This window comes from Streptomyces sp. HSW2009, assembly GCF_040240285.1.
Taxonomy (GTDB): Bacteria; Actinomycetota; Actinomycetes; order Streptomycetales; family Streptomycetaceae; genus Streptomyces.
This window is the reverse complement of the sequence record NZ_JBEHZD010000006.1, coordinates 1-14,174: the sequence shown is the minus strand read 5'-3', so window position 1 is coordinate 14,174 and position 14,174 is coordinate 1. Positions and strand designations below refer to the sequence as shown.

General features: G+C 73.8%; 13 protein-coding genes. 7 read left to right on the top strand and 6 right to left on the bottom strand.

From position 1 onward, the window contains the following. The first annotated feature begins 164 nt into the window (after positions 1-164). The 3 genes from AAHZ94_RS00925 to AAHZ94_RS00915 all read left to right on the top strand — a co-directional run bounded on the left by AAHZ94_RS00925 (position 165) and on the right by AAHZ94_RS00915 (position 3,489). Positions 165-917 carry a (Fe-S)-binding protein gene (locus tag AAHZ94_RS00925; protein ID WP_349989869.1) on the top strand — a complete coding sequence of 251 codons (753 nt, stop codon included), beginning with the start codon at positions 165-167 and terminating at the stop codon, positions 915-917. A 47-nt stretch (positions 918-964) separates the two neighbouring features. After that, positions 965-2,503 carry a lactate utilization protein B gene (locus tag AAHZ94_RS00920; RefSeq protein ID WP_349989891.1) on the top strand — a complete coding sequence of 513 codons (1,539 nt, stop codon included), beginning with the start codon at positions 965-967 and terminating at the stop codon, positions 2,501-2,503. A 404-nt stretch (positions 2,504-2,907) separates the two neighbouring features. Next, positions 2,908-3,489: a LutC/YkgG family protein gene (locus AAHZ94_RS00915; protein ID WP_349989868.1), complete on the top strand. Its 582-nt coding sequence runs from the start codon at positions 2,908-2,910 to the stop codon at positions 3,487-3,489. Between the two features lie 89 nt (positions 3,490-3,578). On the opposite strand, the gene AAHZ94_RS00910 is transcribed toward AAHZ94_RS00915, so the two are convergent. After that, a complete protein-coding gene (locus tag AAHZ94_RS00910) occupies positions 3,579-4,919 on the bottom strand; it encodes an amidase (protein WP_349989867.1) in 1,341 nt (446 codons plus the stop codon). Positions 4,920-5,111: 192 nt separating this feature from the next. Beyond that, on the bottom strand, positions 5,112-5,552 hold the full coding sequence (locus AAHZ94_RS00905) for an ankyrin repeat domain-containing protein (protein WP_502964553.1): 441 nt from the start codon (positions 5,550-5,552) through the stop codon (positions 5,112-5,114). Positions 5,553-5,889: 337 nt separating this feature from the next. Between AAHZ94_RS00905 and AAHZ94_RS00900 the strand changes: the two genes are divergently transcribed. Next, positions 5,890-6,084 carry a hypothetical protein gene (locus AAHZ94_RS00900; RefSeq protein WP_349989866.1) on the top strand — a complete coding sequence of 65 codons (195 nt, stop codon included), beginning with the start codon at positions 5,890-5,892 and terminating at the stop codon, positions 6,082-6,084. A 25-nt stretch (positions 6,085-6,109) separates the two neighbouring features. Continuing rightward, positions 6,110-7,723, top strand: coding sequence for a hypothetical protein (locus tag AAHZ94_RS00895; protein ID WP_349989865.1), 1,614 nt, complete (start codon positions 6,110-6,112; stop codon positions 7,721-7,723). A gap of 76 nt (positions 7,724-7,799) precedes the next feature. Here AAHZ94_RS00895 and AAHZ94_RS00890 read toward each other — a convergent pair whose 3' ends face one another. After that, entirely contained in the window at positions 7,800-9,299 is a 1,500-nt protein-coding gene (locus AAHZ94_RS00890) for an SCO1417 family PLP biosynthesis transcription factor (RefSeq protein ID WP_349989864.1), read from the bottom strand. A 284-nt stretch (positions 9,300-9,583) separates the two neighbouring features. On the opposite strand from AAHZ94_RS00890, the gene yczE reads away from it, so the two are divergent. Next, a complete protein-coding gene (yczE, locus tag AAHZ94_RS00885; RefSeq protein ID WP_349989889.1) occupies positions 9,584-10,228 on the top strand; it encodes a membrane protein YczE in 645 nt (214 codons plus the stop codon). 492 nt (positions 10,229-10,720) lie between these two features. Then, positions 10,721-11,095, top strand: coding sequence for an RNA polymerase-binding protein RbpA (locus tag AAHZ94_RS00880; protein ID WP_349989863.1), 375 nt, complete (start codon positions 10,721-10,723; stop codon positions 11,093-11,095). A gap of 514 nt (positions 11,096-11,609) precedes the next feature. Here AAHZ94_RS00880 and fxsA read toward each other — a convergent pair. The 3 genes from fxsA to lnt form a co-directional block, all read right to left on the bottom strand. Beyond that, positions 11,610-12,212, bottom strand: a complete 603-nt coding sequence (gene fxsA / locus AAHZ94_RS00875) for an FxsA family membrane protein (RefSeq protein WP_349989862.1) — start codon at positions 12,210-12,212, stop codon at positions 11,610-11,612. A gap of 18 nt (positions 12,213-12,230) precedes the next feature. After that, entirely contained in the window at positions 12,231-13,022 is a 792-nt protein-coding gene (locus tag AAHZ94_RS00870; protein ID WP_349989861.1) for a polyprenol monophosphomannose synthase, read from the bottom strand. Next, positions 13,019-14,174, bottom strand: a 1,156-nt coding sequence (gene lnt, locus AAHZ94_RS00865) for an apolipoprotein N-acyltransferase (RefSeq protein WP_349989860.1), incomplete at its 5' end; no start/stop codon positions are given. The genes lnt and AAHZ94_RS00870, both read right to left, overlap by 4 nt.

The window sequence follows — 14,174 nt, the reverse complement described above, 5'->3', positions numbered from 1 at the left end:
GCCGGGTCGGGTGCCGTGTGGCCGGGTCGTCCTTCCCAGGCCCGCGCGGCTGGGGCAGGATGGCGCGTGGTGGATCACCGCGGGCGGCGCTCGGTGCAGCCGGCCGGTGTGTCAGGCCGGGGCCGCGCGGGCCCGCCGGGACCGAGCGGGCCGGAAGGAGCACCGTGCGTGTCGCCCTCTTCGTCACCTGTGTCAACGACACCCTCTATCCGCGCACCGGGCAGGCCGTCGTCACCCTCCTCAGACGGCTGGGGGTCGCCGTCGACTTCCCCGCCGCGCAGACCTGTTGCGGCCAGCCGCAGTACAACACCGGGTACCGGCACGAGACGGAGCCGCTGCTGCGCCGCTTCGCCGACGCCTTCCGGGGTTACGACCACATCGTGACGCCGTCGGGTTCCTGCGCCGCCATGGTGCGGGACAACTACCCGCGGCTGGGAGCCGGGGCGGTGGCGGAGGGACGGGGCGGCGCGTTGGCCGAGGCGGCGGCCGAGGTGGTGCCGCGGACGCTCGAACTGACGGAGTTCCTGGTGGACGTCCTCAAGGTGACCGACGTCGGCGCGTACTACCCGCACACCGTCACCTACCACCCCACCTGCCACGGGCTGCGGATGCTGCGGCTCGGTGAGCGTCCGCACGCCCTGTTGCGGCAGGTGCGCGGGTTGGAGTTGGTGGAGTTGGCCGGGGCGGACGAGTGTTGCGGGTTCGGCGGCACGTTCGCCGTCAAGAACCCCGCCGTATCCGCCGCCATGGGCGCCGACAAGGCCCGCGCCATCACCGCGACCGGGGCCGAAGCGGTGTGCACCGTCGACAACTCCTGTCAGTTGCATATCGGCGGCACCCTGGCCCGGCAGGGCTCCCCGGTGCGGCCCGTGCACCTCGCGGAGATCCTGGCCAGCACGGAAGGAGACGTGTGGTGAGCAGGGCGGACGCACAGCGGGGGGCCGGGGACACGGCGGCCCGCACGGTGCCGGGCGCGGCCGGCGCCGCGCCGACGTTCCCGGGCCCGGCGCCCACCTTCCCGGCCGCGGCCGAGCAGTCGACGCGCAACGCCACCCTGCGGCAGAACCTGCGGCACGCGACCCACACCATCCGCGCCAAGCGCGCCGCGGCCGTCGGCGAACTCTCCGACTGGGCCGAGCTGCGCACCGCGGGCGCGGCCATCAAGGACCACACCCTGCACCATCTGGACCACTACCTGGAGCAGGCGGAGGCCGCGGTCACGGCGGCCGGCGGCCAGGTGCACTGGGCGGCCGACGCCGCCGAGGCCCATGCGATCGTCACCCGGCTGGTGCGGGAGACCGGCGAGCGCGAGGTGGTGAAGGTCAAGTCGATGGCCACCCAGGAGATCGGGCTGAACGAGGCGCTGGCCGCGGCCGGCATCACCGCGTACGAGACGGACCTGGCCGAGCTGATCGTGCAGCTCGGGGACGACCTGCCCTCGCACATCCTGGTGCCGGCCATCCACCGCAACCGGGCCGAGATCCGCGACGTCTTCCGGGACCGGATGGGGCGCGCGGGCCGCCCGGCGCCCGCGGACCTGACCGACGATCCGGCCGAGTTGGCCGAGGCGGCGCGGCTGCACCTGCGGGAGAAGTTCCTGACCGCAAAGGTGGCCGTCTCCGGCGCCAACTTCCTGGTCGCCGAGACCGGCACGCTGGTCGTCGTCGAGTCCGAGGGCAACGGCCGGATGTGCCTCACCCTGCCCGAGACGCTGATCTCCGTCGTCGGCATCGAGAAGGTCATCCCCCGCTGGCAGGACCTGGAGGTATTCCTGCAACTGCTGCCCCGGTCCTCGACCGCCGAGCGGATGAACCCGTACACCTCGACGTGGACCGGCACCACCGAAGGGGACGGCCCGGCCGCCTTCCACCTGGTGCTGCTCGACAACGGCCGCACCGACGCGCTCGCCGACCGGGTGGGGCGCCAGGCCCTGCGCTGCATCCGCTGCTCGGCCTGTCTCAACGTGTGCCCCGTCTACGAGCGGGCCGGCGGCCACGCCTACGGTTCGGCCTATCCCGGCCCGATCGGCGCCATCCTCACCCCCCAACTGCGCGGCACGGTGAGCGCGCTCGACGCGTCCCTGCCGTACGCCTCGTCGCTGTGCGGTGCCTGTTACGAGGTGTGCCCGGTCGCCATCGACATTCCCGAGGTGCTGGTCAGGCTCAGGGAACGGGTGGTGGAGGGCGGCGAGGTGACGGTGCGCGGCACCCGGGCCGTGATCCGGCCGGCCCGCGGCCACGCCGCCGAGCGGGCCGCGATGCGCGCCGCGCGCTGGGCCTTCGACCACCCCGGTGCGCTCCGCGTCGGACAGCGGCTGCTCGCGCGCACCCGGCGGCTGCACCCCAGCCGGTTGCCGGGCCCCGGGCGCGCCTGGACCCGCAGCCGCGAACTGCCACAGGTGCCACCCGAATCCTTCCGCGACTGGTGGCAGCGCACGCAGGGCCCGGACACAGCCCCCGGTGCAGGGCCGGACGCAGGGGCAGACCAGGGGAGGACGTCATGACCGGCGACGGCGGTACGGACAGCAGGGCGCGGGTCCTGGGCCGGGTGCGCCGAGCACTGACCGACAGCCGAACTGCCCTAGATGCGGCAGGACTTGAGAGGTCGAACCGAGTCGCCCCGCCCACGGGTGGCACACCGGCGACGAACACCCCACCGACAGCCGGCCCCGCGATCGACACACCCACGGCTGGCACACCCACCTCGGACACACCCACGGGGATCACGCCCACCGGCGACACACCCACGACTGGCCCACCCACGACTGACGCACCCGCTACCGGAACACCCACAACTGGCACCCCCACAGGCATCGCGCCTGCGACCGACACACCCACCCCTGCCACACCCACCGCCGACAAACCCGCAGCCGACACACCCTCACCTGGCGCACCGGACCCGACCGCCGTGGCCCGCACCTACCTGCGCGTCCACGGCCAACGCACGGCTGCCGAGCGGGTCGCGCTGCTCGCCGAGCACCTGGCGGACTACCGGGCCCGGGTGCACCACACCGACGGCGCCGGGTTGCCCGCCGTCATCGCAGGGTTGCTCGCCGGGCGCGGCGCGCGCAGCGTCGCGGTGCCCGACGGCCTGCCGGCGGACTGGCTGTCGGCGACGGACGCCCGCCGCGTCCCGGACGCACCCGACCTGTCGGCGGGCGCGCTGGACTCGGTGGACAGCGTCGTCACCGGCTGCGCGCTGGCCATCGCCGAGACCGGCACCCTCGTCCTGGACACCGGGCCCGGCCCGGGCCGACGCCGACTCACCCTGGTGCCCGACCACCACGTGTGCGTCGTACGGGTGCCGGAGCAGGTGGTGGATTCGCTGCCGCAGGCCATGGAACTCCTTTCCCCGCTGAGGCCGTTGACCTGGATCTCCGGCCCTTCGGCCACCAGCGACATCGAACTCAGCCGGGTGGAGGGGGTGCACGGACCGCGCACCCTGGACGTGGTTCTGCTGGCGACCGGAGCAACCCACGACACCGACTGACCCAGGCCCTCCCCGTACGACACCATCGCCCGGAAGCGACGTACGGAGAGGGCTCGGTCGGCAGGGGTGCGGACCGGGGTGGTCGCGGGTCAGGCCGTGTCGGCGAGTACCGCCTCGATGGCCGACGCCCACCCCAACAGCCGTTCGTCGGCGCCGAACGGTGCCACGCACTGGAGGCCGAGCGGCAGCCCGGGCGGCAGGCTGCCGGCGGGCACCGTGAGCGCCGGCAGCCCCGCGTACGACCAGGGCAGGCACATCACCGAATTGCCGGTGGTGGCGAGGCCGTGGGGTGCCGTGCCGGTCGCGGCCGGGGTGATCCACAGGTCGATCTCTTCGTCCGCCATGGTGCCGAGCACCCGATCGCGGAAGGCGCGCTGGTATGCGCGGGCGGCGGTGTAGTCCGCCTCGCTGACCTCGTGGCCCTGTCGGATGGCGGCGACCGTCTGGGGCCTGTACAGCTCTCCGAAGCGGGGGAACCAGTCGGCGTGCGTACGCGCCACCTCGTACCGGTTGACCAGGAACTGCTGGGCGTAGACGGTGTCGAAGTCCGGCAGCAGCCGCGGCACGTCGCGCACCGGGTACCCGGCCCGCCGCAGCCGCTCGACCTGCGCGTCGAACGCCGCGCGGGCGGCCTCGTCGGCGCGCTCCAGATAGGGGCCCGTGGGCACGCCGAGCACGGGCAGCGCACGGCCGGCGCCGGCGGTGGCCCGCTCCGGCTGCCAGTCGTCACAGAGCACCGCGGCGGTACGGAGCACGCCGGCGACGTCGGCGGCGAAGATGCCGAGCGTGTCCAGGCTGGGCGCGTTGGCGATCACGCCGTCCACCGGGATGCGGCCGTAGCCGGGCTTGAAGCCGACCACGCCGCAGTAGGCGGCCGGGCGGATCATCGAGCCCACCGTCTGGGTGCCGATCGCCAGCGGCACCAGGCCGGCGGCGACGGCCGCGGCCGAACCGCTGCTCGAACCACCCGGCGTGTGGTCCAGGTGGTGCGGGTTGCGCGTCGGGCCGGGGGCGGTGACCGCGAACTCGGCGGTCACCGTCTTGCCCGCGATCAGCGCACCGGCCGCCCGCAGCCGAGTGACCACCGTCGCCTGCGGCCCCGTCAACTCGGCGGCCGGCACGGCCGATCCGCCCCCGGTGGCCAACCCGTCGGCGTGCACGATGTCCTTGATCCCCACCGGCACGCCGTACAGCGCGGGCCGGGTGGCGGGCTCGGGCCAGCGGGCGCGGGTCGCCGCGACTTCGGCCCACAACCGCCCGCGCCGATCGGGTTCGTCGACGAACGCCCGTATCCGACCGTCGAGCGCGTCGATCTGCTCACAGGTCTCACCGATCTGGGCGAGCAGGTCCCACCTGCCCGACCGGAGCGCCTCGGCCTCGACCTCGACCTCAAGCGGCCGGCGCCCGATCAACTCTTCACTGTCTGCCATGGCCGACAGGTTAGCCACCGCGCGCTGCGACACCGGGTCGGAGTGCGGCCCGTGCCACAGGTGACGGGCCCGACCTCAACCCGTCACCCCACACCGGTACGAGCCCCCGAAGCACCCCGCCCACAGCACCGTACGAACAACCCACCGGACCGACCCGCCCCACCCACACGGGCCCCGCCCCACCCACCGGCGTCACCCTTCGGCGAACAACCCCAGCAGGTCGGGCCGGCCGAAGACCTGGGCTGCTTCGACGGCCGACGGCGTTCCGGCGGCGGGGTCGGCGCCGTGCTGGACGAGGAGGCGCACCACCTCGTCCTCGCCCTTGAAGACCGCGCCGGCCAGCGGGGTCTGGCCCCGGTCGTTGGCCCCGTCCGCGTCGGCGCCCCGGGTCAGCAGGGCCTCGACCGCCCGCGCGTGGCCGTGGTAGGCGGCGAGCATGAGGAGCGCATCGCCCCGGTCGTTGGTGAGGTTGACGGGGACTCCGGCGTCCACGTAGGCCGCCAGTGTGTCCGTGTCGCCGTGCCGGGCCAGGTCGAAGACCTTGCCTGCCAGTTGCAGCACCTCGGGGTCGTGCGCCGGCTCCGCGTCAGCCGGTGGGGCCGGCTGTCCCAGCGCGCCGTCGGGTGCCGCCACTTGGGCGGCGCCCGGCGCGTCCGTCGCGCCGCCCTCGCGCCCGACCGCGCCCCCGCCCGACCGCTCTCCGGGTCCGCCGTGTTCACCGTGTTCGCTCATGGAAACCGTCCTCCGCTCAGGTCCACCGGGCCCGCCCCGGTCCGGGGTGGGCCGCCGATCACCGCGCCGGACACACCCGACCGCATCCGCGCCGTCCCCCCACCCTACGGACGGATCACCTTCGACATGCGGGGTGATTTGCCCGATAAATCACCCATTCGCAACTTTCCCCCTTTCGTGCTTTCTGTGAGTCTTAAGCCACATACGGTGATCGCCCCCACCCCCCAGGAGGCCCATCATGATCCTGTCCATCTCCGGTGTCGTTCTGCTCGGCGTGATCGTCTTTCTCTTCTTCCGCAAGGACGGCCTGAAGGCGTCGCACGCCATCGTCTGCGCCCTGTTCGGCTTCTACCTGGCGGGCACCGCCATCGCCCCCAGCATCCAGGCGGGCAGTGCCAGCCTCGCCGACCTGCTGGGTGACATCAGGATCTGACCGCCCACCAGCCCGGGAGACCGTCGTGGCCCGCCCACTCCGCCCCCTCGTCCGCACCTCCAAGGGCCGCCTCGCACGGGGCCGCGCACTCGTGCGCACGGCGGCCCGCGGCGCCACCGACGTCCTCCACCCGGTCCTGTACCTGCTGCGCGGCGGGCGCGCCCTCACCGCCATCGGCCGCCAGCGCTGGGCCCAGACCCCCAAGGAGCGGCGCGGCCCCGCCGTGCTCCTGCTGGCGGCCGGCGCCCTGCTGGGCTGCCGCGCGCCGTACGGGCCGCTGTTGGCGCTGCTGACCCTGATGGCCGCGGCGGCCTGGGCGGGTCGGGCCGGGGCGGCGGCCCCCCCGCCGCCCACCACCGACGAGGCCGAGCGGCTGCGCACCCTCTACGCGGCGCTGGTCCCGCACTTCGGCGCGGCCGGCGCACCCGAGCCGCTGTACGCGTACGACGGGGAGTGGCAGCGGGCGTTCGAGGAGTACCGCTTCGCACCCGACGGACGCCCGGTCCACCTGGCCCTGCGCTACCCCGCCTACTTCGCCGACGGCGACGCCACGGCGCGCGGCCAGGTCGAGTGGCTGCTCGCCGCGAAGTGCGGGCGGGGCCGGGAGTACCGCTTCGACTGGGACGAGGAGGCCGGCCGGCTCACCCTGCACGCCCTGCCCGCACTGCCCACCACCCGTTGCGCCCAGCGCTTCGTCACCGCGCCCGGCGAGCGGGTGCTCGGCTTCACCGACCCGGAGGCCGTCTCCCGCACCCTGCCGGTGGTCGACCTGGCCGGCCGACCCGCCGGCGACGCGTCCCCGGTGTTGTGGCGCACCGGCCCCAGGTCCACCGAACCGCATCTGCTCGCGCTCGGCGGGCCGGGCAGCGGCACCACCACCCTGCTGCGCTCGCTGCTGCTCCAGGCGCTGCCGGAGGCCGACGTCCTGGTCGTGGACGCGGCGGGCAGCGGTGGGTACGGGTGGTTGCACGGCCGCAGCGGCGTCCTCGCGGTGGAGAGCGACCCGACGGGTGCCCGGGCCGCGCTGGAGTGGGTGGCGCACGAGACCGAGCGGCGGCTCATGCGGGCCCACGAGGCGCGGCGGCTGGGGCGGCAGGCCCCGGGCGACGTGCTCCGGCCGCTGTGGATCGTGGTGGACCGGCCGTCGGCACTCGGCCGGCCGGCCACCGACGGCCGACCGGGCGCGGCGGAGTTGCTGCGCGTCCCGCTGCGGCACGGCAGGCCCGCCCGTCTGACGCTCGCCATCGCCGAACAGCCGGGCGCGCTGGCCGCCCTCGGCCCCGACGTGCTGGCCCACACCCGCGCCCGGGTGGTGCTCGGCCCGCTCTCGCCGCAGGTGGTGCACCGCGGGCTGGGGGCGCCGCAACCCACGTCGCCGATGCCCGCGGTGCCTCCAGGGCGCGGCTTCGCCCGCCTCGGCGACGGCCCCGTACAGCGTCTCCAGGTGCCCGCCACGCCCGACCCGTACGACGAGGCGACCAGCGAGGACGAGCGGCGGGCGGTACTCGCCCTGCTGCCCGGCGGCGGCCAGACAGGAACGCCGACCGAGGCGGTGCCCGGCCACGGTGCACCGTCGGCCGGGCCGACTCCCGGCGCCGGAGAACGGGCCGCCGGCCAGCGCCCGGCCACCGCGCACTGACCAACCGCCGCGCACTGACCGGCCACCGCGGCCGAGCAGCGGACACGCACCAAGCGGCCAACGCCGCGAAGGCCCGCTACGCCACGAACAGCCGCGGCACCTCGGCCTCGGCCCCGTCCGCCACCAGGCGGGCCGCTGCCGCGAGCCGGGTGGCGGCCTCCTCGGCCACCGCGCCGCGCACCGTGAACGGCAGCCGTACATAGCCCTCGAAGGCCCCGTCGATGCCGAACCGCGGACCCGAGGGGACCCGCACGCCGAGCCGCTCCCCCGCCTGTGCGATGCGGGAGCCGGAGAGCCCGCCGGTGCGCACCCACAGCGTCAGGCCGCCGCGGGGCACGGTGAACTCCCAGTCGGGCAGGTGCCGTTGCACCGCGGCCACCAGGGCGTCCCGGTTCTCCAACGCGCTGGCCCGGCGCAGCGCCACCGCCTCCTCCCAGCCGCCGTTGCCCAGCAGCCAGTTCACCGCGAGCTGGTCGATCACGGGGGTGCCGAGGTCAGCGTAGGCGCGGGCGGCGACCAGGCTGCGGATGACATCGGGGGTGGCCCGTACCCAACCGATGCGCAGCCCGCCCCAGAACGCCTTGCTGGCACTGCCCAGGGTGATCACGGAGCTGCCGGCCGGGTCGTAGGAGCACACCGGCGCCGGCATCGACGCACCAGGTTCCAGCGGCAGGTCGGTCATGGTCTCGTCGACGACGAGCACGGTGCCGGCCGAGCGGGCCGCGGCCACCAGTTCGCGGCGCTGGTCGTCGGGGGCGAGCGCGCCGGTGGGGTTGTGGAAGTCGGCGACGACGTAGGCCATGCGGGGCGCCGCGTCCCGCAGCACCTGCCGCCAGCCGGCGATGTCCCATCCCCGCAGCCCCTCGGCCATGGCCACCGGCACCAGTCGGGTGCCCGCCTCGCGCATGAGTTGCAGGACGTTCGCGTACGAGGGCGACTCGACGGCTACCCGTTCGCCGGGCCTGACCATCAACCGACAGATGGCGGCGACCGCCCCCATGGCGCCGGTGGTGACCATGATCTGTTCGGGCCTGGTGGGGATGGAGCGCGCGCTGTAGCGGTCGGCCAGCGCCTGGCGTAGCGCGGGCAGCCCGGCCGGGTAGTCGCCGTGGGTGTGGGCGTACGGCGGCAGGGCCTCCATGGCGCCGGCGACGGCGCGGGTGAGCCACGGCTCGGGCGCCGGCAGCGCCGCGCAGCCCAGGTCGATGACCGAACCGGTCGCCTCGGGCGGCAGCGGTTCCAGGCCGCGGGTGGGCAACGGGTTGCCGGCCGGGACCGCGGTCCAACTGCCCGAACCGCGGCGGGAGGCGAGGAACCCCTCACCGCGCAGCGCCTCGTAGGCGGCAGCGACGGTGGTCCGGCTCACGGCCAGGGCGGCGGCCAACTCGCGCTCGGCCGGCACCCGGGCGGCGACCGGCACCCGGCCCTCCAGGATCAGCAGCCGGATGCCGTCGGCCAGCGCCCGGTAGGCGGACACCCGGCGCCCCGGGGGCGCGGGCACGGCGTCCGTGGCACGCTGCGAACCGAGCAGCCGGGCCAATTGCGGGGCTCCCACCGCAGAGGTCCACTCACTCATGATCTCCAGTCCACCTTCCCGAGATTGGCACTGGAAGTGGCCTACTCCCGGGCCACAGGGTGGCACGAGACGGGCCACTGCCACCAGCCGGCCCCGGTACACGGGCCGCTGCCCGCCACCCGGGGGCACCTGGCCGGCGGGCGCCGGCCCGCCCGGGCGCGCCCACGGCGACGCCCGTTGGACGCCATCACACGAAGGAGCAGACCGTGCCGATACCAAGGGGGGCCCACCTCGTCCGCCGTCTCACGCAGTTGTACGTGGGCCTGACGCTGTACGGCCTCAGCATGGGCCTACAACTGCGGGCGGGGCTCGGGCTCGATCCGTGGGACGTCTTCCACCAGGGGGTGGCGGAGCACGTCGGGCTGTCCATCGGCACCGTGACGATCCTGGCCGGGGCCGCGGTGCTGGCGCTGTGGATTCCGCTCCGCCAGCGCCCGGGGCTCGGCACGATCTCCAACGTCGTGGTGATCGGCCTGGTGATGGACGCCACCCTGGCGCTCACGCCCGAGCCGAGCCCGCTGGCGGTGCGCATTCCGCTGTTGCTGTTCGCCATCGTGCTCAACGGCGCGGCCACCGGCCTCTACATCGCCGCCCGGTTCGGCCCCGGGCCGCGCGACGGCCTGATGACGGGCCTGCACCGGCGCACCGGCCGCTCGATCCGCCTGGTGCGCACCGGCATCGAGGTGGTCGTGCTCGGCACCGGCTTCGCCCTCGGCGGCGCGGTGGGCGTGGGAACGGCGCTGTACGCGGTTTCGATCGGCCCGCTGTCGCAGTTCTTCCTGAGGTTCTTCGCCATCGCCGATCTGGAGCAGGCCCAGCGCGGCGTCGTCGCGGGCAGTTCGGGCCAGCCGCACGGGACGGCCGAGGAGGGCGCCGGCACCGAATCCGAGCAGCCGGCGCGGCGGCCGGCACCGCAGCCGAGCGAGTAGCCACCGCCGGCCTCGCGCCGGGCCGTGGCCACCGGCGACGGGGTGCGGCGGCCTGGATGCGGCGGACTCAGGGGCGGGGCGACGCGTGACGAAGCGGAACGAAGGCCGATCGCGAACGCAACCTTCAAGCGACTTGCCGCGTCCAGGAATACGAGCAGGGCGCACTAGGGTACGAAAGAGCTAGGTCCGCGATCGAAGAACACCACTTTTTGACCGTAGAGTGGACCGGATTTAGAGCAGACGCATGAGGGCGAGTAGTGTACGCCCTCGACCCACTAGGCGGACCGTTACTGCGCGCTAAAGAACGGCAAACGCTGGGTGACATCTACTGTCAGATGTGACAAACCGGGCGCCGGTGGGTAGAACAACGGGGCGGCACGACGGGCGACGCATGTCCCTCTACGGGAATCTTCACCGCCGACCGGACGTTGAACGGATGACGACGACAGCGACACCTGTCCTGTGGGCGACAAAGCCCGGGAGGCACGATTCATGAGTGAGCGAGCTCTCCGCGGCACGCGACTCGTGGTGACCAGCTACGAGACCGACCGCGGCATCGATCTGGCCCCGCGCCAGGCGGTGGAGTACGCATGCCAGAACGGACATCGATTTGAGATGCCCTTCTCGGTAGAGGCGGAGATTCCGCCGGAGTGGGAGTGCAAGGCGTGCGGCGCCCAGGCGCTCCTGGTGGACGGCGATGGGCCTGAGGAGAAGAAGGGCAAGCCTGCGCGCACGCACTGGGACATGCTCATGGAGCGACGCACCCGCGAGGAGTTGGAGGAGGTGCTGGCCGAGCGGCTGGCCGTCCTGCGCTCCGGCGCCATGAACATCGCCGTGCATCCGCGGGACAACCGCAAGTCCGCCTGACGGACGCGTTAACGCCGGGCCCGCCCGGTGACACAGCAGCACATCGAGGGCCGGGGTCACTGTTCCGCAGTGACCCCGCCCCTCGTGCGTCTCGATATCCCCGCGTGCGGCTCGTTCCCCGCCGCGTCCGCGTCTGCTGGGCCCGCGTCTGCCCCACGCCCGCGAGGTCCGCGTCTGTCGGACCGCGCCCGGCCCGGCCCACGAACCGCGCATGGCCTCCTGCCCGACCAGCGGCCCGCGCACCGTCCGGGCGCCGGGCTCCGAACGCCCCGCCGGCTGGCCCTTCCGCCCGCCCGCACCGGTCGCGGTCTCCGTACCGCGCGAAACCGTTCGGCACGCCCGTACGCCAGTGCCGACGTGCATCAGGCCCGCCCCACCCTGCCCCAGACCCAGCCCAGACCTAGACCGGACTCAGACCCGGCCCAGGACCGGTGGCCCCCACCGCCCCGCACGGCGAACAGCACGGAAGCAGGCGCCGGCAGAGGCGGAGGCCAGAGCGAGCGCGGCCTCGGATTCAGCGGGGCAGCGGGGGGTCCTGGTGTCCCGGGTTCCGGTCTTCGGGCTCGCCGCCCTGCGTCGGCGGCACATCGTCGCGGATGACCTCGCCCTGGACGACCTTGCCGTCCCCGGAGAAGCTCGGGCCGCCCCGGCTCGCCTGTTGGAACGCCTCGCCCAGGGAACTCGTCGCGTACCCCATGCGGCGCGAGAGGCCGCGCTCGGCCCGGCGGCTGAGCAGCGACCGGGTCGGCGGGAAGAGGCAGACCAGCGCCAGCGCGTCGGAGACCAGGCCCGGCAGCATCAGCAGCAGTCCGCCGAGCATGACCAGGCCGTTGCCGAGGCCGGCCGTCGGGTCGTCGTTCGCGGGGCCTGCGCCGGGGCGCAGCCCGGTGGTCAGCGACTGCCAGGCCCGGCGCCCCGCCCGCTTGATCACATAGCCGCCCAGCACGGCGCCGGCCACCAGCAGCGCCAGCACCGTCAGGGCGCTCGTGGCCTCAGCGACCACCACCAGCAGCCAGATCTCCAGGACCAGCCAGGCGGCGACGGACAGCGGTACGAACCGACGGAAGCGCGAGCGTCGCCCGGGCGGCTGGGGGATGTGCGATGCGCCGAAGCTCATGTCTCCAGTGTGCCTGTTCTAGGTGTGCTTGCGGCCGGTGATCCGGTCGACCCGGGAACCCACGCCCCAGGCCGTGACCCGCCACAGTGCCTCGACGAGGATGTCGCGGCTCATCTTGCTGTCGCCGAGCTCGCGGTCGACGAAGGTGATCGGCACCTCCACCACGTGGAAGCCGGCCTTCACCGCGCGCCAGGCCAGGTCCACCTGGAAGCAGTAGCCCTGCGAGGCCACCGCGTCCATGCCGAGGCCCTCCAGGGTCTCCTTGCGGAAGGCCCGGAAGCCACCGGTGACGTCGCGGATCGGCACGTCGAGCAGCAGCCGTGAGTACGTGCTGCCGCCGCGGGAGATGTACTCGCGGAACTTGGGCCAGTTCACCACGCGACCGCCGGGCACCCAGCGGGAGCCGAGGACGAGGTCGGCACCGCCCAGTGCGGTCAGCAGCCGGGGCAGCTCCTCGGGCTGGTGGGAGCCGTCCGCGTCCATCTCGACGAGCACGCCGTAGTCGTGCTCGATGCCCCAGCGGAAACCGGCGAGGTAGGCGGCGCCGAGCCCCTCCTTGCCCTTGCGGTGCAGCACGTGCACCTGCTCGTCGGCGGCGACGAGCTCATCGGCGATCTTGCCGGTGCCGTCGGGGCTGTTGTCGTCGGCGATGAGCACGTGCGCATCGGGGACGGCCTTGCGCACCCGGTCGACGATCAGCTTGATGTTCTCCGCCTCGTTGTAGGTCGGAATGATCACCAGCGTCGTACCGAGCGGACCGTACTTCCTCCCCTGAGTCTCGCCACGCGCAACGTCTACGCCGTCGTTCACTGCATCCCCTTCTCGTCCGTACGTCCTCGCCGGCCCACCATGATCGCAGCGGCGCAGGACAGAACTCCCACCATAGCGAGCACCCACTCGGGCACAGCGCCGAGCCGGTCGGCGACGGTGGTGTCATCGCGCAGGGGAATTCGCGCGCTGAGCACGTCCTGGGTGAATTCCTTGGTGCGCTGTTCAATGGTCCCATCGGGGGCGACCACAGCGCTAATCCCGCTGGGGGCCGCGGTGACCACGGCCCGCCCGTGCTCGATGGCCCGCAGCTTGGACATCACCAACTGCTGCTCGGGCTGGCCGGTGCGGCCGTAGGTGGCGTTGTTCGTCTGGATCACCAGGGCGCGGGCACCGGCCTTGACGGTGTCGCGCACGATCGCGTCGTAGGCGACCTCGAAGCAGATCACGTCGCCCAGCTTGGCCGGGCCGACCTGCATGACCCCGGAGTGGTCGCCGGGGTAGAAGTCGCGCGGGACCCGGTCGAGCCGCGAGATGACCTTGCTGAGCTGCTCGCGGAAGGGCACGTACTCGCCGAACGGCACCGGGTGCTGCTTGGTGTACGAGGCGCCGGGGCCGGTCTCGGGGTCCCAGACGATGCCCTGGTTCTCCACGTACCCGACCTTGGTCGGATGGTCGACCAGGGCACCCACCAGGACGGGCACGCCGATCGTCTTCACCGCGAGGTCGATGCGGGCGTACGCCTCGCGGTGCTTGTACGGGTCGAGGTCGGAGGCGTTTTCCGGCCAGATCACCAGGTCGGGCTTGGGCGCACGGCCCGCCTTCACGTCCTCGGCCAGCCGCAGGGTCGCATTGACGTGGTTGTTGAGGATCTTCATCGGGCGGCCCAGGAAGTCCATGCCGGGCTTTTGCACATTGCCCTGCACCACGGCGATGTTCACGTGGTCGTCCGCGTCGGTGGGCACCGGCACCAGCAGCCCGACCAGCGTCACCGCCGCGGCCAGCGCGGCCGACTCCACCACGGGCAGCAGGCCGCGCAGCGCCCCGGGGGCGTTCCCCGCGCCGCGCGCAGCCGCTCCGGCGCCCCGGGACGCCAGGGCGCCGGTCGCGCCGGTGGTCGCCGCTGGCGCACCGCCGCCGTCCGTGGCCCGCGGCTCCTGCGCTGCGGCTGCGGCGTCCCCGGCGGCCGTGTCG